Below are 18,485 nucleotides of genomic sequence, written 5' to 3' on the forward strand. Positions count from 1 at the left end.
TTGGGATAAGGTTTTTTTCACTATAGCGTTGCCCGTTTTTCTTTTCTCCATTTCATTTCGGACAACAGCTTTGTTTTTGATAGAGAATAAAGCGTAAGTGCCGTCCAAATAAACAAAAAGGCTATTAATTGTGTTTTGGAAAAATGCTCTTGATAGACAAAAACTCCTAAAATAAGTGTTATAGTTGGTGCAATATATTGCAGGAGGCCAAGTAATGAGAGCGGAATTTTTTGTGCCCCTTTAGCAAAATAAAGAAGTGGCACGGCAGTCGCAACACCTGCCCCCATTAATAATAAATCAGTTCCCACACTAGCTGATAAAAAGGAATTCGACCCTTGTAAAAATAAATATACCATATAAATAGCAGCGATTGGCGAAACGACAAGGGTCTCTAATGTCAACCCCACTTCAGAATTTACATTAATCAGCTTTTTCGCTAATCCGTATAATCCAAAGGAAAGGGCCAGTGAAATCGCAATCCAAGGAAATATGCCATGGGAAACGGTAACGATAATTACGCCAACAGCTGCCAAAATGAAGGAGGCGTATTGGTAGATTGACAACCTTTCCTTTAGCACAACCATTCCCAATAGAATACTGACTAGGGGATTAATATAATAGCCAAGACTGGCTTCAATCATATGTCCGCTATTTACTGCCCAAATATAAACAAACCAATTTATACTAATTAATAGCGAGGCAATCGTCAGTGCAAACATTTGCTTTTTATTTTGGGCAAATCCTTTTAAAGTTCTAACAAATAATCCCCATTTTTTCGTAAAGAAAAGAATAATCAGCATAAAAATAAACGACCAAAATATCCGATTTGCGAGAATCTCCTCGGCATTTACATGATTTAATAATTTCCAATAGATTGGCAATAGTCCCCAAATAAAATAAGAAAAGCCGGCGTAAATGGCCCCCATCTGTGTGTCTGTCTTTTTCATATGTTTTCCCGATCCCCTATTCTTTCTAGTTTCGAAATATATTCATTATAACGTGAAACTTAAAAAGAAGGGGATTTTTTTCTTAACAAACTATTCTTTTTCAAACACAATCTCCTCACCAATGACAGTCATCATGACTGGAACCTCAGGAATTTCAGAATGGGGAATGTTATAAATATTTTGTTCCAGCACAGTAAAATCTGCTAAATACCCCTCCTTAATCATTCCGCGGTTATGTTCATGACAAGCGGCATAGGCACTGCCCTTTGTGAATAAACAGACGGCCTCATAAACACTTAATGCTTGTTCTTTTCCATAAATAATTCCTTTTGGATCATTTCGATTCGTTCTTGTTACCGCAGCATGGATACCAAACAATGGATTTGGCATTTCAATCGGTGCATCGGAACCACCGGCACAGCTAAGACCTGCATGTAAGAGGGTTTTCCATGCATAACAATAGTCCATATTTTCGCTGCCAATCCGATTCATTACCCACGGAAAATCTGAAGCAAGGAAAACGGGCTGGATGTCAATAATGACAGGGAGCTTCTTCGCCCTGTCAATTAGATCTTGGCGTACAATTTGAGCGTGAATTAGCCGGTCTCTACCTGATCCGACGAGTGGATGGGCTTCAACAGCGTTTAATACATATTGAAACGCCAAATCCCCAATCGCATGAACAGCCACAGGGAGATTGTAAGTACGTGCCTTTGCGACTAGAGCATTTAATTCCTCTTGATTAAATATGGCTACACCGTTTGTATCCGGTGCATCATGATAAGGATGGCTTAGAAGTGCAGTCCTTCCGCCAAGCGCTCCATCAGCAAAAATCTTCATCGCCCCAAACTCAACCCACTCGTTACCGGTTAAGAAGCTCGCGCCCTCGTTCACCATGTCATCGACAACCTCGTGATGAGCAAGTAAATGGGAACGGAATTTATATCCCTCCTCTTCGATTACCTTTTTAAACGTCTTATATGTACGATGGAATCCCCCGTAATAGTTTAGATCCTCTGTGTGAGCCCCTGTAATCCCCAGCCGATATAAATCCTTAATGGCTGCTTTCAACGCTTTTTGTAAATATTCTTCTGAAACTGAAGGTACTGCTGTGTTGATGAGATCCTGTGCTGTATCCTTTAAAAGTCCTGTTAAACCAGTCATCCCATCTTTTTCAATGACCCCTCCGGGAGGACAAACTGTTTTCTCAGATACTCCAGCCAGTTCAAGTGCTTTCGTGTTAACAACCATCGCATGACGGCAAATACGTTTTAACAAGACTGGATTTTCAGGTGAAATTTCGTCTATTTCCTTTCGATGAATTATTTCCGACCGCACCCAAAGGTTCTCATTCCAGCCTTCGCCAATAATCCATTCGCCTTTTTGGGAATGTCTAACATTTTCTTTGACAGCGGCCAAAACTTCTTCTTTCGACTTCATTTTTGAAAGATCAAGCCGGATTAATGTTTCCCCATGACCGATTAAATGGATATGGCTATCGACAAATCCGGGAAACATGGTACCGCCTTTCAGGTCAACCCATTCGGTAATCCTATCGTTAAACATTTCTTCTAATTGCTTTTTTTCACCTATTTGAACGATTCGATTTCCTTCTGTGAAAATAGCTTCTACCCTTGATTCTTCATTTTCAAGCGTATAGATTGTTCCCCCATACCATAACTTTCCCATTTCCTTATCAACTCCCAATTCTAAAAATAAACAAGCAGACGATAAAACACCGCCTGCCATTCGTTTCTAAAAATTATACCTGTTTCGGTGATTCCATTTCTTTTTGACGAAGCTCAATCCGGCGAATTTTTCCTGAGGTTGTTTTCGGAAGCTCTGTCAAATACTCAATTTTTCTAGGATATTTATATGGAGCTGTAAGTGTTTTTACATGCTCCTGTAAGGTTTTGGTTAACTCCGGATCGGCCGGGTTGACATCATCCTGTAAAACAACAAACGCCTTAACAATAAATCCGCGAATTTCATCAGGACTTGCAACAACTGCACATTCCTTGACAAACGGATGTTTCACGAGCGCATCCTCCACTTCAAACGGCCCAATTGTATAGCCTGAGCTGATAATAATATCATCGCTGCGGCCTTCGAACCAGAAATAGCCTTCTTCATCCATTTTGGCTCTATCACCCGTTACATAATAATCGCCTCTGAACTGCATTGCCGTTCTTTCAGGATCTTTATAATATTTTTTAAATAAGGCCGGGGTTTCAACATGGACAGCAATATCACCAACTTCCCCGACTGCGCAAACCTGACCTTCGTCATTAATGATTTCTACGCGGTTTCCAGGTGTCGGTTTACCCATTGAGCCTGGCTTAAGTTCCATCCCTTTTGTAACCCCGACAAGCAATGTATTTTCCGTTTGGCCATAGCCGTCACGAACATCAATACCAAAGTATTTTCTAAAAGTATCAATAACCTCACGATTTAACGGTTCACCAGCAGAGACCGCGCTATGAAGGTTTCGTAATTGATAGTCAGCCAAATTGTCAACCTTTGCCATTAAGCGATATTCTGTTGGTGTGCAGCAAAGAACATTGACATCATATTTTTGCAACAGGCTTAAATATTTCTTCGGCTCAAATTTTCCGTTATACACTAAACCGGTGCCTCCTGAACCAAGAACAGAAAGGAACGGGCTCCAAATCCATTTTTGCCAGCCTGGGCCAGCTGTTGCCCAAACGGTATCGCCATCTTCAATACAAAGCCACTTGGATGCTGCTGTTTTTAAGTGAGCAAATGCCCAGCCGTGTGTGTGGACCACACCTTTTGGATTTCCAGTTGTTCCGGATGTATAGGATAAAAAGGCCATATCGTCCCGAAGAGTTTCGGCAATCGCAAATTCATCACTCGCTTTTTCCATTTCAGCATCCAGATGAATCCAGCCATCTTCCTTTGCACCTAGTGTGAATTTCACAAGCGGTTGTGTTTCGGTAATTTGTTCAAATTGATCGACATAAGGGTAATAACTGATAATCGCCTTGACATCACCGTGTGAAACTCTGTATTGCAAATCTTTTTCCCGAAGCATTTCAGAGCTAGGAATTACTACCATCCCCGCTTTTAATGCTGCTAAATAAACAACGTATGCTTCAATCAGACGAGGGACAATAACGAGAACAACGTCACCTTTCGTTAAACCATTCTGGGTAAACACATTCGCCGCTTGGTTCACTTGTTTCATTAATTGCTCATATGTAGCTTGCTTTGTTTCTCCTAAATCATTTTCCCACTTTAAAGCGATTCTTTGCGGTTCTGTAGCAAAACGCTCCATTTCTGAAACAAGGTTATACTGTTCTGGTGCAATTAGATCTTCCCTCTTCATGACTTCTCCTCCTAAAATAATTTTCTTATATAATAATTATACAGAAATAAATAAAGATTTGGATATATTAATTAATTTTTATTTACTCCTAGTACCTGATACTAATTATATACTTTTTATCTAAAAGTGAAAATAAAAAAGAGAGCGGGAGTTATCCTCCACACTCTCTGTAGCCATTGTATTTATTTTTGATTAACGAGAAAATCCGCCGCCTAATTGTTGTTCAGCCATTGCTACTAGACGTTTTGTGATTTCACCACCAACGGAACCGTTAGCACGTGAAGTAGTTTCTGCTCCAAGATTTACACCAAACTCGTTCGCAATTTCAAATTTCATTTGGTCAAGAGCTTGTTCAACACCAGGAACTAATAATTGATTTGAATTGTTGCTTGCCATGTGATATCACCTCCTTGTGAGTATAGAATGTGTAAAACTAATTAGCTTCATTCTATAATCTAGTTGGTAATTGTTCACAAGATGTTCATATTTTACCTTTAAAATAATGATTTAAATTCAGATTGCTGATCATCCGCAGGTTTAACGATAATAGTCTCAACTTCATTGACTGCTTCCTGAATCAACGGTTCAAAATCAAAAAAGCTTTCAAAATGCTGTACTTTTTCCTTTTTCGGCTTTGTTTTCGGTGAGGATGGCACAAAAATCGTGCAGCAATCTTCAAACGGTCTGTTGGAAATTTCCAGTGTATCAATATCTTGAGCAAGTTTAATGATATCCGTTTTATCCATCGTAATCAAAGGTCGTAATATAGGTGTATTTGTCACTTCATTAATCGCAAACATACTTTCTACTGTTTGGCTGGCTACTTGTCCAAGGCTTTCACCGGTAACGATAGCTAGACCTTCCCTCTTTTGTCTAATTCCATCTGTAATCCGCAGCATCATTCTTCTTGTCGTTGTCATTGAGTAATTTTCTGGAATTTGCTCGCGAATCGCCTGTTGAACAGCAGTAAAGGGCACAATAATTAGTGTAATGGCACCGTAAATCTCAGCCAGCTTCCGCGATAAATCAATCACTTTTTCCTTAGAACGCTCACTTGTGAATGGTGGACTAAAAAAATGGACTGCTTCAATTTCTAATCCCCGCTTCATTGCTAAATAGCCGGCAACAGGACTGTCAATCCCGCCAGATAACATGAGCATCGCCTTGCCGCTAGAACCCATCGGAAGGCCGCCAGCACCTTGGATTGTTTCGCAGGATAGATAAATAGCTTCTTTTCTGACCTCAATTCGCAAATTAATATCTGGTTTTTTTACATCCACTTTGAGTCCCGGAATGGATTGCAGCAAATGGCCGCCAATTGTCTGATTGATTCCATCTGAATTCAACTCATACGTTTTATCCGACCGTTTAGGCGTGACTTTGAAAGTCTGACCTTCCTTGTAAAGAGACGAAACTAAATCTAGTGATGCCTGTTTTAATACTTCAACATCTCTATCCACCTTAATGGCCGGACTGAAGGATTGAATCCCAAATATATTCTTTAATTTTTCGATGATTTCTATTCCATCTTCACCATTTAATAACACATACATTCGATCGCGACTTGATTCAATTTTTATATTTGGAAAGGGGGCGAGGGCAATCCTGACACTCTTTCTTAGCTTATCGACAAATTTATTGCGGTTTCGTCCCTTTGTTGAAATTTCTCCATAGCGGATGAGTATACGATCATATTTCATTTAATTCATAACCTTTCGTAATTGGTTTGCTGTATTTTTCATAGCTAAGATAGCGGTTTTTGCTTCCTCTTCCGTATTTTCAAAGGAAAGGCTAATTCTTATAGCACTTTCAGCTAAGCTTTCGGGAATGCCCATAGCAAGTAAGGTTTTACTTGGTGATTTCCTTTTGGAGGAACAGGCGCTAGTCGTTGAAACGAAAACTCCCTGCTGCTCAAGAGCATGGATAAAAACTTCTGATTTCATACCGTTAAGGGAAAAATTAACAATATGAGGCGCTGAATTTTCGATTGGTGTATGGATGACTACGCCTTCTATTTCGCGAAGCCCTGTTCTTAGGATTGTCTGAATTTTTTTCATTCGCCGGGTCCCGCTATCACTTTTATCCATTGTCATTCGTAGGGCTTTTGCCATCGCCACAGCACCGGCGACATTTTCCGTGCCGCTGCGCATCATCCGCTCTTGATTACCTCCTGAAAATAACGGAGCAAGTCTTGCCCCTTCACGAATAAATAGGGCACCTGTCCCTTTTAAACCGTGGAATTTATGTGCAGAAAGGGAGCAAAGATCTACATTGCTGTTATATAGTGACAGAGGAACTTTTCCGATCCCCTGAACTGTATCAACATGAAATAAGATTGCGGGATGATTTTTGAGCATTTCGCCAATTTCTTTAATTGGCTGAACAGTCCCCACCTCATTGTTGACCTGCATGATGGAAATTAAAATAGTATCTTTCCGAATTGCTTTTTCGACATCCTCGACACGAATTCTGCCATTTTCGTTTACCGGCAGATAGGTGATTTCGAAGCCTTCTTGCCCAAGCTGCTCCATTGCAGCATGTACTGATGCATGCTCTACACTAGAGGTTATGATATGGCGCCCTTTATTCCGGTTCATTATTACCGCACCTTTTATGGCGATATTGTTACTTTCAGTCCCACCGGAGGTAAAATAAATCTCCGCAGCTTTTACCTTTAAAAGTTTTGCCACCTGTTCCCTCGCCTGTGATAAGAGTTTCTCAGCCTGCCCCCCCATACTATGAAGTGAGGATGGATTGCCAAAATATTCACTTGAAACCGTTAGAAAGGAATCTAATGCTTCTTTATATGGTCTTGTTGTTGCACTATTATCAAAATAAATCATCTTAATCTCCTCCGTACAAATGTAAATCTTATCATAAAGATCATAAATTTAAAAAGAAAAACCGATTTGACCATTGGGAGGTCGAATCGGTTCAAAAATCTATTCGTTAACAATTGTTGCCTTTATTTTTTTCAAGGCCTCAGGGTCAATTCCTTCAAGCGATGCCGCAACCTGCTCTAATGCCTCTTGATAATCGTATTGTCTGAATGCCATTTCTGCATCCGTTAACCCCTTAGAAATTGATGGATAATGACTTCTATAGCGATTTCCGTACTGAATTGCTCTCTCAGCCAACGTCACATTTTCAATTAATTCATAGGTTGTATTAACAAGTTTCTCAACTGTTAAAACGGCAACCTCTAAATACTGATTAAGAGCAGAAATATTAAGCGGCTTTTCATCAAGCTGGTAACGAACGTTTTGAATACTCTCGTTTGTGTCTTCGAATAAATAATGATAGTCTGCCGGCACTCCCGGAACATTATTTTTCTTCACGAGGCGTACAGTATCGCCAACCATTTTCGTTAATTCCATGATTTTTTCTCTTGCTTCAAGTTCATCTTTCCTAAGTGCCTGGAGTTTAACAGCAAATAACTGCTGCTCTTCAAGGATGATATCGAGTTGATCTTTAATATCACTTAATTCTTCACTGAGCACCGTTTGTGCTGTTCCGTTTAGCTTTAACTTTTCAACTAAAATTTCATAGTGCTTATAAACGTTTGCAAGTTCCTTTTCAAGATTCCTTTGTGTTTCAAGATCGCTTTCAGATACTTGGTAACTTTGCTGAACCTGCTGCACCTCATTGGAAAGAGCATTATTTTCTCTTTGTGCCGTTGCCAGAAGTTCATAGGCTGCCTTTTCATTTTTTTGGACGTAATGCTTGGCGTGAACTTCCTTTTCTAAAAGATCAAAGAGGATATCGATACGATCTTTTACTTCTTTTACGCCTTCTTCAGCTTTATCAATTTCAGTTGCTTCAATTAATGCCAGGTTTTCAGCTAGTTTTTCCTCCAGGCGCTTAATTTCCTGCACGACATTAATATGTTCTAGATAATAGTCCTGTTCAGTCATTTCCCTTTGTCCTTCTAAACAATCGGAAAGCTGGTTTGGAAGCAGTGATTGGCACTCAATTAGCAGCTGTGGAATGACATCCATATGCCGTTTAATGGTTCCAAGCTGTCCTTGCATCTGTAAGACTACTTCTCTAGCCTCAAGGTAATTGCCAAGTTCCGTTTTTTCATCAAATTCCTGAAATTTTTGCGCTGTATCATTAAGCTTCAATTCTAAGTGCTTTTCAGCAATCCCAAAGCTGTGCCGGTGGGCGAGCAGCGTTTTCTTCGCTTCTCGATATAACTCTTTTAACTCCTCAATTTCAACTCTGTTTTTTTCTTCACTGCCGACAAGCTCATGCAACTCTTCCAAAATCTTTTTTATCTGATTTTCGGTTTCTTGCAATCTTGAATCAATTGCTTGTTGAACCTCTTTGGCTTTTTTGAATCGGTACTTGTCTATGTACTCTTCCGCATCAAACAGCATTTCCTCTAAGTTAGGAAGCTTTACTGTTACGACATCATCCCACTCGCTCCGCCAGCCTTCGAAAAGCTCTTCCGTTTGTCCTGTCATGTTTAACTGTTTTACCTTGGACATTTCATCCGGAATTGGTCGATTTAATAAATCAATTTTCCATGCTTCCAATCGATCCATTTCTTTAAAATACTTTTTCTTTATTAAATATCCTATTACAAATAAGGCCAGTAATAGGATGAAAAGTCCAATGAAATATTTCACAAGTAAGCCTCCTAATTCGAAACACGTAATTCTACATAACACATCTATATAAAAAAACTCTTCCTATTCTATTCAATGCTTTTATGATACCATGTAAACGACAATTTTTGACTATAATTTTCAATTTTTTTGTAAAAAGAAAAAAAATAGCGATTTCCGCTATTTTATGACTGCACCCTTTTTTATGGGAATATCCGAACATAATGTTTTATCAATCCAAAAATGAATATCCTTTAAATATTTTTGTTCAAAAAACGGTTCATTTGGAAAGATATACAATACCTCTCGCATATAGTGAGTATTCATATAGGGCATCATCAATAAACTTTTTAGTTGGATGATTAAATAAGGAATCGAATGGGGCCGAAATTCATTCCATTCAAAGCCTCTTTCAAAAATCTGCTGGAAGTAATATTTTTCTTTAAGTGAATAGGTTGACATGATTTCTCTTACCACTTGCGAATCCATGGACATTTCTCGATAAATAAAACTAGTAAGATGATTATTTTCAGATTGAAAGTGGAGCAGGTCTGCTGCAATTCTCTTTAAGCACTCCTTAGCCCCGCGGTCAATCGATGCATATGCTTCCTCAATTTTACTCATGTACTGTTCAAAAAAATGCGTAAAGCAATATTCTAAGAGGCCTGGTTTATTATGGAAGTGATATGCTATCGCTGCCGTATTAACTTTTGCAAGACTAGCAATATCCCTGATTGACGTTCCCGCATACCCATTTGTATTAAACAACGATATAGCAGCCTTCACAATCGCATCTTTTGCATTTTTCTTCATTCCTTCTCCCCCTTCAGGATCCCCTTACATAATGATTCTTGATGTCACACTGGATTCCTTTATGAAAATATCGACAAAGTCTGCTCTTTTTCTTTTAATTTTGATAAAATAAATAGTAAATCTTAATAGAAAAAGGTGAAATAACTTGTTTAACGTCGAAATGTACACCGGCAATCGTGAAGAAAATTATGAACTAGTTAAAAAGCAGCTGCATGCTCTGCTTCATGATGAGCCAAATCAAATAGCTAATCTTAGTAATGCCTCTGCCCTATTAAACCAATTTCTTGACCGTGTCAACTGGGTTGGATTTTACCTAATGGACACCAATGGGGAACTCGTGCTGGGGCCATTTCAAGGGTTACCAGCCTGTATCCGGATTCCACTTGGCAAAGGAGTTTGCGGTACGGCAGCCTTGAAAAAGGAAACTATCCGTGTGAAGGATGTTAATCAATTTCCCGGCCATATTGCTTGCGATTCCGCATCGCAATCGGAAATTGTCATTCCCCTTCTTAAAGGGGATCAATTAATTGGGGTATTAGATATTGATTCTCCTGAAACTGATCGCTTTGATGGGCTAGACCAAGAAAAACTAGAAGAATTTGTTGACGTATTAATGAGGCATATATAAAAAAACTCGCCGTGCAGCTCATGCCGGCGAGTTTTTCAAATTTTCTGAAATGCCTGTTCCAAATCTACTTTACCCTACTATGATCGCCCCTGAATCACTACTTTGTTCTTTCCAGTCTCTTTTGCCGTATATAACGCCTCATCTGCCCTTTTAAATAAGTATTGATAAGAATCCTGACTTTCTTTATTCCAGTAGGAAATACCACACGACACTGTAATATGAGGCTCAGAACTTTCTGCTACCTTTTTTACTAACCGACTGGCTATTGCCGCTCCTGTTTCTAGCGGAACTTTAGGGAGATAGATGGCGAGTTCCTCCCCCCCCCAACGAGCGCCAATATCATGTTCACGCATGTTTCCTCTAATAAGATTGGCGACCTGAATTAACACTTCATCACCAATTTGATGTCCATATGTATCATTTATTTCTTTAAAATTATCAATATCAAGTAGAATAAAAGTCCCTTCCCCATCATTCTTCATGGAGGACTGTATTTTTTCATCCAAAAACTTTCGCGAATGAAGCTTTGTCAGATGATCAGTCGTAACCAATACTTTCAATTCTTCTCTTAACATGGAGTTCGTTAACGCCAATGATGAATGATGTACCAGTGATTGGAGGAGCGTAAAGGACTCAAAGGAAAAGAAATATGGGCATCGATGCATGATCATGCAAAAGCCTCTTAATTTTTCGCTGACAACAACCGGCACAGCCATAATGGAATGAAAGCTTGTTCCATGATTTTTATCAGAAAGAGTAAAATCCCCTATAAAAAGCGGTTCGTTTTCCTTTAGTAATTTTTCTTTTATGTAGTCAACGTAGATGCGGGCCTGCCTTGTGAAAAAGTAAGGAGTGGATCCCGGAAGTACCTTTGCTTTTGTTAGTTGATGGGAAAATAGAAAAAAACCTACCTCATTCGCTTCAAAAGATGCCTTAATTTGTGTTGACATAAATTCGAAAGTCTCAGCCAGCGGCCGGTTAGAATTGAGTTGGTGTGAGGTTTCATTAATTAATTTCAGGTCAGAAATAGTTCGTAGTGATTGTTGATATAACTGGGCATTTTCCAATGCTCCTCCCGCACAGCCTGAAAATAAAGTAATAAACTCTACTTCATTTATTGGAAATTCTTTCGTATCCGGTGCAATCACCTGTAATACCCCAAAGATCTCCCGCTTCCCTTTTAGAGGTGCATAAAGGATGGCATGTCCCATTTGAGTATTCTCGAATTGAACATTACCAGATTCAAAGGCCTGAATGGCGGCAATATTATCATTATCGTATTCAAGGTCAATAATCGGAAGGTCGCTATGACTATGCGTATCCATTGAAAGAAGTAAATGATATGAAAAGTTTGGATAAATATCTTTTAATGCAATGAATATTTCCCCTAATAAGACATCTATATTAAGGGTTGAATGAAGCTTTTCAGCTATTTGAAATAATTTTTTATATTTCCCATCATCTAATAGTAAATCTCCTTCAAAATCAAACATTCAAATCTCACCCATTTTGAATTCCAGATATATACATTGTAACCTAATTATAGTTAATATTGGGATACTTTTGTAATGTTTTTTTGAATAATTTATTAATTTTTTAAAAACTATTTTCCAAATATAATATTTCTTCATAAAAATAAACTTGACTGAAAAGGAATTAAAGTTATATAATACTCTTTGTGTAAAATATTGCAGCCTATAAGAATAAACTTAATTGTTTCATTTTGTTCCTCACACCTTTGTGATGGTGCATCGAGTAACCCTCCGCTGCTAGGGCGATGGTGCATGAAAACAAAATGACTGTTATTGTGTTTCTTAACGGTTTTTATTTTACCAAAATAAAAACACGAAGGAGGAGTCATTCATGGCTCGTTATACTGGCTCTAGCTGGAAAATATCCCGTCGTCTTGGAATCTCTCTAAGCGGCACAGGTAAAGAATTAGAAAAGCGTCCTTACGCTCCTGGACAACATGGTCCAAACCAACGCAAAAAGCTTTCTGAATACGGATTGCAATTACAAGAGAAGCAAAAGCTTCGTCATATGTATGGAGTAACTGAGCGTCAATTCCGCAATCTTTTCGTTAAAGCTGGCAAAATGAGCGGCGTTCACGGCGAAAACTTCATGATTCTTCTTGAATCACGCCTTGACAACCTAGTTTACCGTTTAGGTCTTGCTCGCACTCGTCGTGCAGCACGTCAATTAGTTAACCACGGACACATTATGGTTGATGGTTCTCGCGTAGATATCCCATCATACCGTGTAGCTCCTGGTCAAACAATCAGCGTTCGTGAAAAATCACGTAACCTTGACGTCATCAAAGAAGCAATCGAAGTTACAAACTTCATTCCTGATTACTTAACTTTTGATGCAGACAAATTAGAAGGCACATTCACTCGCTTACCAGAGCGTTCTGAACTTGCTGCTGAAATTAACGAAACATTCATCGTTGAGTTCTACTCACGTTAATTGATTTGCTTATTAAATAGCAATCACAAAAACCCTAGAAACCTTGTTAAATCAATGGTTCTAGGGTTTTTTATTTTTACTCTGCTTAGTAGAATTTTGTATTCTCCTCCAAAGAAGTATAATCTAAAAGAACACTGGGAGTGCCATTTTTTTACCGTATGCTTTACACTTGTCTCTCCTAGCTAATCAAACTCCCTTTTAACCAGGCGCGGGGACGGTATGGACCGACCGGGATTTGGATTAGGCTTGTTTTTTCTTTCGAATCGATCCCATAAAGTCCATCACATCGGTTCGCGTCAAATCCTAATAGCGGGTGCCCTCCCATTCCTAAAGCACACGATACCAAGAGCAATCGTTGCAAGAGTATGCCCGCTTCCATTTGTTGAATGCGGTATCCTCTATATCCCAATTCCTTTTTGAGGTGTTCCCTGTCTCCAACAACATGCAGACAGAGCGGAACTTGAAACAGATTTACATTGGGCATTGTTAATCCATTTTGTAAAAACTCTCGAAAATCCCCCTGTGTTATTCTTCGAAGTGCATGAGTGGCATTGTCATAAGAATAGGCACCATTTGGAACTCCTTCCACGTTGTAAAAACTGCCATATAAAGCAACACGACTCTCCACATTCCCATGTGTACCATCAAGGTCATTTTGATACAAGGAGGAAAATGTCTCTTTTAACAAAGTGGATAGCTGCGTTTGACTGACTTGCCCCATCAAAAAATCAATATCAGGAGAATGCCGCTCTCTAAAAACGGATGCAAGATCGTATGAAAAGTGCTCAGCAAAGGGAAGGAAGATCATTTCCGAATCTAAGGAAAGTTTCACACTACTATCTTTCTTTATCTTCACAAACGACTCTGTTGTATCAAACATTGATGCTTCATTAAATTTTCTCAAGCTAGGATAATCTATAACCCTTTTTGAACGGTTGTAGGAAACATGCTCCAACAGTGGCACTTCCCGGCACAATTCAGTGGCAGAAACAATTTCCACTCTATTATGATTGTTGCGTACACTATTGACGTTTTGATTAACAGATAAAGGAATAACCGCATATACACTTTCATCCTGATCAGACAGCCCAAGCAAATGATTAATAGACCTATCAAGAAATTGGTAGCATACCCGAGTTGAAAACCCTATTCGTTTGGCCACTTCTAAAGATTGCCCAATTAACACACCTGCATCTAACCCTTGGAGCCTGTAGGAAAAATTATTGTATTTATAAAAATTTTTCCAAAATAGCGTCGAGACAAAAACAGTACAGAAACAGTCAGAAAGATCACAGCTATTTCCAAGACTTCTTGATAAGTATGAATCGTAATTTCCTTCTCGCAGCAAGAGGAGGCGATGGTGAGCCGCATCATAATGGTAAATTCCCATTGGTGTGTCCTTCAGCTTCACATACACATATAATTCATTGGGATATAATGCTCCGCCAGAAGGTACAAATCTGCGTAATAACTGGGCATAGCTCACAGCACCTTTTTCCTCGGTGTCCTCGATTAAAGCGATTTGCGAGTATTGAGTAAGGCCGTATACATACCATAAGAAATGACCTAGCTCCTCCCGGCTAGGTTCTGTCTTAGCTTCCCGTCCGCTGAGTGTTAACGGTACATCTGCGTTCAGCGGAATCTCTGGCAAGCCCCGGTACAGTTTATAGGGAAGTGGTGCATTCTCCCAATCCACTTGCCAATCTGGAGGAGCAACTTTTTCCGTATCAAAGTGAAGGTGATGTATAAATGTTTCTAGCTCCAATCTGAAACCTCCTACTTTTCAATTATGGGAATGGGTGGGGATCGGGATTTAGCTGTTCATACGATATTGGCTGTTTCATAAATCCAAGTTTCATTGGCACTCTAAGGACCCTCTCCAGCCCTTTTACACGGGTCAGGTGATGTCCGAATGTCATCGGTAACATACCAGGTATCAATACTTTCACACAGAATAATCCATTCCGTTTGGTTATCGGTGTCGTTTGGTCCACCACAATGACCTCAAGATCTAACCGTTGGAACCTCTGAAGAATATCCAGAAGATCTTCCTTCAAATCAATATTTGCGGGCGGCTCCTTGAATTGTTCTGCAAACGTACGTAATGGACGTTGATCATCCAGTAAAAAATTCAGCCGTTCCTCTGCTTCCCGCAGCCCGTAGAGCAAACCATGGTCCTCCATCGTACGTACTGCGAACGGATTCTGTAACATATGTTGATATTTCTGCTCGTTTGCCTCCAATTTTTCGTCATGCACCATCATTCCCGCAAGCTCGTAAATTGCGCTTTTTACAGCCCTTACAGGATCCGGGTTAGCTCCAGCTGCACAAATGAGGTTTACACCCTTGGATCTTCTGTTTTTGGCTACTGCCCACACGCTTGGAATTCCATGTTCCATCGTCGAATTGAAAAAATGAAGGTCATATCCCGCCACCTCACGTAAACGTTCGACCATCAGCTGTAATTCTTTATCGTTAGCTGAACTAAGGTCAAGACGCGGCAGGGGGAGTTTTGCATACCAGGTTAACAAGAATGAATCTCGCTCGACAACCTCCATAATGGCATGGAAAATAGCTTCTTCTAAACTACCCCCTAATGCACATCCATTGGAGGTTTCATAAACAAAGCCCTCCCCCTGGCCCAAACTGTAATAGGCGAGTAACTCCGGAACTAGTATAGGACGTTCTTGTAAAAACGAATAGCCCCAGACCCAATTCATTGGCTCATCAGGATGAAACGGTTTAAACGGAAATTGAGGCTTTGTATATTGTTCCTTTTCATGCAAACCTACTCTTTCAGGGTTTAGTGCATTTTGCTGTAAATTATGATAACTATCACGAACTACCGTCCTTTTGCCTCGAGGCTCGATCCCGCAATATCGTTCCAACCCCTCTAAAATCGCAGTTAGCTCACTCATTTCATAAGAATTAGACCGGCCAGCGACTCCCTCGTCCGCTTCAAATAACGGCATGTTCACTAAAACATCAGCAAATGGCAGTGTGAAATCTTGGATTTTTCCATTCATGACACCAGTACGGTAATCCAGATAGTCTTTAACTAGTACTGTTTTAAATTCATCCATCGAACGGGAGCGATAACCTTGACCATTAAGTTTAGGGCTAGATTCTAACCTAATTTGGGCTAATTCTGGTGTATCATCAGGTATTGGCCTGCAAATCGGGCACAAGGGATTAGGTAAGAAAAGGTGACTAGCATTCGTTAACGTTCTCAGGTTCATAATGAACACTCTTTCTTCTAAATTGCTGGGTTCTCTTTTAAGAACACTCTCCACTTCGTTACATATCAATGCTGCCATTTGTGATAGTCCTGTTCTTGATGCCCAAGCATCTTGGATTACACCTTCAACTGCTGCCATCCTTAGCTGTAGCTGCCACATTTCTTTCCGATCGGATCCAGCTATCAAGCGCCGTATGTCAGCGCAGCAAGAACATCCCGGTGTATCAGGGCGAACTAAAGGACCAATAATTCCCTCCCCAAATGAAACGAAACCTCGCAGCCATGGAATACCTGTGTTCCTGTATTTTTCCTCCGCTTTTTGATGAATGGCTGGATTCCAGGCATCGTGCAACACCAGAGCTATTTCTGTTTCTTCGGTAACCTCTTCTAATAGGCTTTGACGCCTTACGAGATAATTGCCGGACAATTGATCAAAGACATAATCCGCTAATAAACCCTCTCCGTCAATGAGAATATGGGCGGCCACTAGGATTCCTCCTCTCGAACCTTCACACCATACACCCCTGCCAATTCCTGTTTTAAAAAAGGTTCGAACGCAAGATCATAAACGAATAGGCGTTTGCTGTTTTGGTTCAAAACCTGAATGGAAGATTGTAATAGCTCCAATTGTGTTATTTCTTCACAAGAAGGGATTCCGAGTTTAAATTCCTTTTCTTTCAAAAAAACAGCTGACTCCGATATCCTTTCGGTTGCATGCACCTGATTTTGTTTATCCAAAAGCGCTTGTTGTAATGCACTCCGTAAAGCCAAGGTTGTATTTAACCCGGTACTAGTGTACCGCCGTCCCTGCGACTTTACCCATATTACTGGGAAGCCTAGTATTTCATTTTCTAAACCGATGGTCGGTGCACCATTTAAGGAAGTCAGGGCATTTAAATAAAATCTGCAGCGTTGATCTTCAATTTCTCCCAGTTGAACGCGAAAAACAGGATTCAGTAGATCGTCCTTTTTATTTCTCAATTCTTTCTCTAAATAGGCTTGCAAGCCGCGACAAACTGCCTCTTCAACTGTCTCCCCTGCCCCAATGCCGATTGAACCCCCTGGTATGTTTTCACCAGCCTTATCTTTTTGATCACCACATTCCTTGAACATTTGTGAAGCATACATTTCAATCCCAGTCAGTCCCGCTTCCCTCTTTGCCTCCTCATGTGTAAAACCCGAACAGACAATTTCTGGCAGAAGGTCTGCTGGTCCCTCTGACACTGGATTAGCCGCTTGAACATAGCACTGCGAAAGTGGAAGCTGTTTCAAGTTTCGCTCCTCCCAGGTATGGAAAATTCCTGTTTCTTCCGAAGTTAATAAACTGAAATATTCCAAGAGGTTATTCGAAGGTTCGTTTTTACTCTTTTCTTGCTTTATCCTTACATCAAAATCTTCCACCAGTCTTGACGAGACACTTTTATTTGTAACCAATGGATGTGTGATGAATGAAATCCAGTCTCCTTCCAGCGTTTCAAGATCAAGTTTGTAAATTTGGTTACTCTGATTTGACCCTGCAATTCCTGTAGCCTTCTTAAAAAATTCGAATACGGTAACATTGGCAAGAATGGCTCCGGCAGTTGTAGAGAAAGATTGCGGCTGCCGATCTACTTGCAATGAAGATTGATGGGTTCGGCGCCATGCTGACTCCCAGCATCCCTCTGATTCCGGATGAACCAATGGACCAGCAAGCCCCACTTGGTCTAAACATATGGCAGGAAAAAACCCTTTCCTTTTCTCTTTGCAAGCCATATTCAGATCCTTTAGTTCTTTTACATTTCCATCCTGAGAGACATATAGAATCCAATCATATGGATGCAAAGCTTCTTGCCAAAAACTCCTTCCGTCCCTTTTTTCAAATGGTACCTGCAGGGCCTCCACTTCAGGGTCAGCAATGTAGGCATCGCGTACTAACTCATTTATCCGCAATTGATTTGTAGGTACTGAATCGGTCAACATGAAATAAAATTTGGGAAGACCCGATTCAATTAATGCAGCAGCCAATGAAACCATAAAGGATCCAGAACCGATAGCCAGAACTTTAGCTTGACGGTATTCTTGAAAACGGCACGCACCAGAATCTACAAAATTCTCGATAAATTCAATTTGTGAAGCATACTTTTCTAGGACTTTTGGGTTTAAATCATGTGTCCTATCTTGGCTGACATCTCGAACAAAGCCGTTCTTGTACAAGGTTTCTCCTATCTCATATACCCTGTTGCGATATGGCGCCGTTAATCCCTCTGTTAAATCTCCCAATGATTGCTCCCCGTTAAACATTGGCACTAATTTTTCAATCCATTGGTAAATCGTATTTCCTTCCATTCGGAATGAACTTAAGTTATTTCTAAAATACACACCACCCTTTGGATCTGGTAGATAAAATGAATCCCTTTTGACCTTCAAACGTGTGGACGAGTTAAGTTTTGTCATT

The 18,485-nt window shown here is 40.0% G+C and carries 14 protein-coding genes; 2 read left to right on the forward strand and 12 right to left on the reverse strand.

The features are described from left to right. Positions 1-20 precede the first annotated feature (20 nt). From rarD to refZ, 8 genes are all read right to left on the reverse strand, one after another. Complete coding sequence (gene rarD / locus BABA_RS21790; RefSeq protein ID WP_007087415.1) at positions 21-947, reverse strand: EamA family transporter RarD; 927 nt, start codon at positions 945-947, stop codon at positions 21-23. Between the two features lie 90 nt (positions 948-1,037). Then, entirely contained in the window at positions 1,038-2,636 is a 1,599-nt protein-coding gene (locus tag BABA_RS21795; RefSeq protein WP_007087416.1) for an amidohydrolase, read from the reverse strand. Between the two features lie 73 nt (positions 2,637-2,709). Beyond that, a complete protein-coding gene (mbcS, locus tag BABA_RS21800; protein WP_007087417.1) occupies positions 2,710-4,296 on the reverse strand; it encodes an acyl-CoA synthetase MbcS in 1,587 nt (528 codons plus the stop codon). A 192-nt stretch (positions 4,297-4,488) separates the two neighbouring features. Further along, complete coding sequence (locus tag BABA_RS21805; protein WP_007087418.1) at positions 4,489-4,692, reverse strand: alpha/beta-type small acid-soluble spore protein; 204 nt, start codon at positions 4,690-4,692, stop codon at positions 4,489-4,491. Between the two features lie 98 nt (positions 4,693-4,790). After that, entirely contained in the window at positions 4,791-5,996 is a 1,206-nt protein-coding gene (thiI, locus tag BABA_RS21810) for a tRNA uracil 4-sulfurtransferase ThiI (protein ID WP_007087419.1), read from the reverse strand. Further along, entirely contained in the window at positions 5,997-7,139 is a 1,143-nt protein-coding gene (locus BABA_RS21815; RefSeq protein WP_007087420.1) for a cysteine desulfurase family protein, read from the reverse strand. Between the two features lie 99 nt (positions 7,140-7,238). Continuing rightward, positions 7,239-8,927 (reverse strand): septation ring formation regulator EzrA, encoded by a 1,689-nt coding sequence (gene ezrA / locus BABA_RS21820; RefSeq protein WP_007087421.1) that lies wholly within the window; start codon positions 8,925-8,927, stop codon positions 7,239-7,241. A gap of 159 nt (positions 8,928-9,086) precedes the next feature. Beyond that, the gene (refZ, locus tag BABA_RS21825; RefSeq protein WP_007087422.1) at positions 9,087-9,719 is read right to left on the reverse strand and encodes a forespore capture DNA-binding protein RefZ; all 633 of its coding nucleotides are present in this window, start codon (positions 9,717-9,719) and stop codon (positions 9,087-9,089) included. A gap of 145 nt (positions 9,720-9,864) precedes the next feature. Here refZ and BABA_RS21830 point away from each other — a divergent pair, with 145 nt between their 5' ends. Then, positions 9,865-10,347, forward strand: a complete 483-nt coding sequence (locus BABA_RS21830; protein ID WP_007087423.1) for a GAF domain-containing protein — start codon at positions 9,865-9,867, stop codon at positions 10,345-10,347. Positions 10,348-10,424: 77 nt separating this feature from the next. Here BABA_RS21830 and BABA_RS21835 read toward each other — a convergent pair whose 3' ends face one another. Beyond that, positions 10,425-11,840, reverse strand: a complete 1,416-nt coding sequence (locus tag BABA_RS21835; RefSeq protein WP_007087424.1) for a sensor domain-containing diguanylate cyclase — start codon at positions 11,838-11,840, stop codon at positions 10,425-10,427. 370 nt (positions 11,841-12,210) lie between these two features. Here BABA_RS21835 and rpsD point away from each other — a divergent pair, with 370 nt between their 5' ends. After that, entirely contained in the window at positions 12,211-12,813 is a 603-nt protein-coding gene (gene rpsD, locus BABA_RS21840; RefSeq protein ID WP_007087425.1) for a 30S ribosomal protein S4, read from the forward strand. A 178-nt stretch (positions 12,814-12,991) separates the two neighbouring features. Here rpsD and BABA_RS21845 read toward each other — a convergent pair whose 3' ends face one another. From BABA_RS21845 to BABA_RS21855, 3 genes are read right to left on the reverse strand one after another with little or no spacing between them, the layout of a single operon-like run. Further along, on the reverse strand, positions 12,992-14,578 hold the full coding sequence (locus tag BABA_RS21845; RefSeq protein ID WP_007087426.1) for a SagB family peptide dehydrogenase: 1,587 nt from the start codon (positions 14,576-14,578) through the stop codon (positions 12,992-12,994). Between the two features lie 22 nt (positions 14,579-14,600). Then, positions 14,601-16,538 carry a TOMM precursor leader peptide-binding protein gene (locus BABA_RS21850; protein ID WP_007087427.1) on the reverse strand — a complete coding sequence of 646 codons (1,938 nt, stop codon included), beginning with the start codon at positions 16,536-16,538 and terminating at the stop codon, positions 14,601-14,603. Then, entirely contained in the window at positions 16,538-18,484 is a 1,947-nt protein-coding gene (locus BABA_RS21855; RefSeq protein WP_007087428.1) for a putative thiazole-containing bacteriocin maturation protein, read from the reverse strand. Before BABA_RS21855 ends, BABA_RS21850 begins: the two co-directional genes overlap by 1 nt. Position 18,485: the final 1 nt, after the last annotated feature.

It is taken from the genome of Neobacillus bataviensis LMG 21833, from assembly GCF_000307875.1.
Classification (GTDB): Bacteria; Bacillota; Bacilli; order Bacillales; family Cytobacillaceae; genus Neobacillus; species Neobacillus bataviensis.

What these genes read in the sequence shown, in the direction of transcription:
- BABA_RS21835 (WP_007087424.1), bottom strand. Translation starts at nt 11,840, where the DNA reads ATGTTTGATTTTGAAGGAGATTTACTATTAGATGATGGGAAATATAAA.
- rpsD (WP_007087425.1), top strand. Translation starts at nt 12,211, where the DNA reads ATGGCTCGTTATACTGGCTCTAGCTGGAAAATATCCCGTCGTCTTGGA.
- refZ (WP_007087422.1), bottom strand. Translation starts at nt 9,719, where the DNA reads ATGAAGAAAAATGCAAAAGATGCGATTGTGAAGGCTGCTATATCGTTG.
- rarD (WP_007087415.1), bottom strand. Translation starts at nt 947, where the DNA reads ATGAAAAAGACAGACACACAGATGGGGGCCATTTACGCCGGCTTTTCT.
- BABA_RS21855 (WP_007087428.1), bottom strand. Translation starts at nt 18,484, where the DNA reads ATGACAAAACTTAACTCGTCCACACGTTTGAAGGTCAAAAGGGATTCA.
- BABA_RS21795 (WP_007087416.1), bottom strand. Translation starts at nt 2,636, where the DNA reads ATGGGAAAGTTATGGTATGGGGGAACAATCTATACGCTTGAAAATGAA.
- mbcS (WP_007087417.1), bottom strand. Translation starts at nt 4,296, where the DNA reads ATGAAGAGGGAAGATCTAATTGCACCAGAACAGTATAACCTTGTTTCA.
- thiI (WP_007087419.1), bottom strand. Translation starts at nt 5,996, where the DNA reads ATGAAATATGATCGTATACTCATCCGCTATGGAGAAATTTCAACAAAG.
- BABA_RS21815 (WP_007087420.1), bottom strand. Translation starts at nt 7,139, where the DNA reads ATGATTTATTTTGATAATAGTGCAACAACAAGACCATATAAAGAAGCA.
- BABA_RS21805 (WP_007087418.1), bottom strand. Translation starts at nt 4,692, where the DNA reads ATGGCAAGCAACAATTCAAATCAATTATTAGTTCCTGGTGTTGAACAA.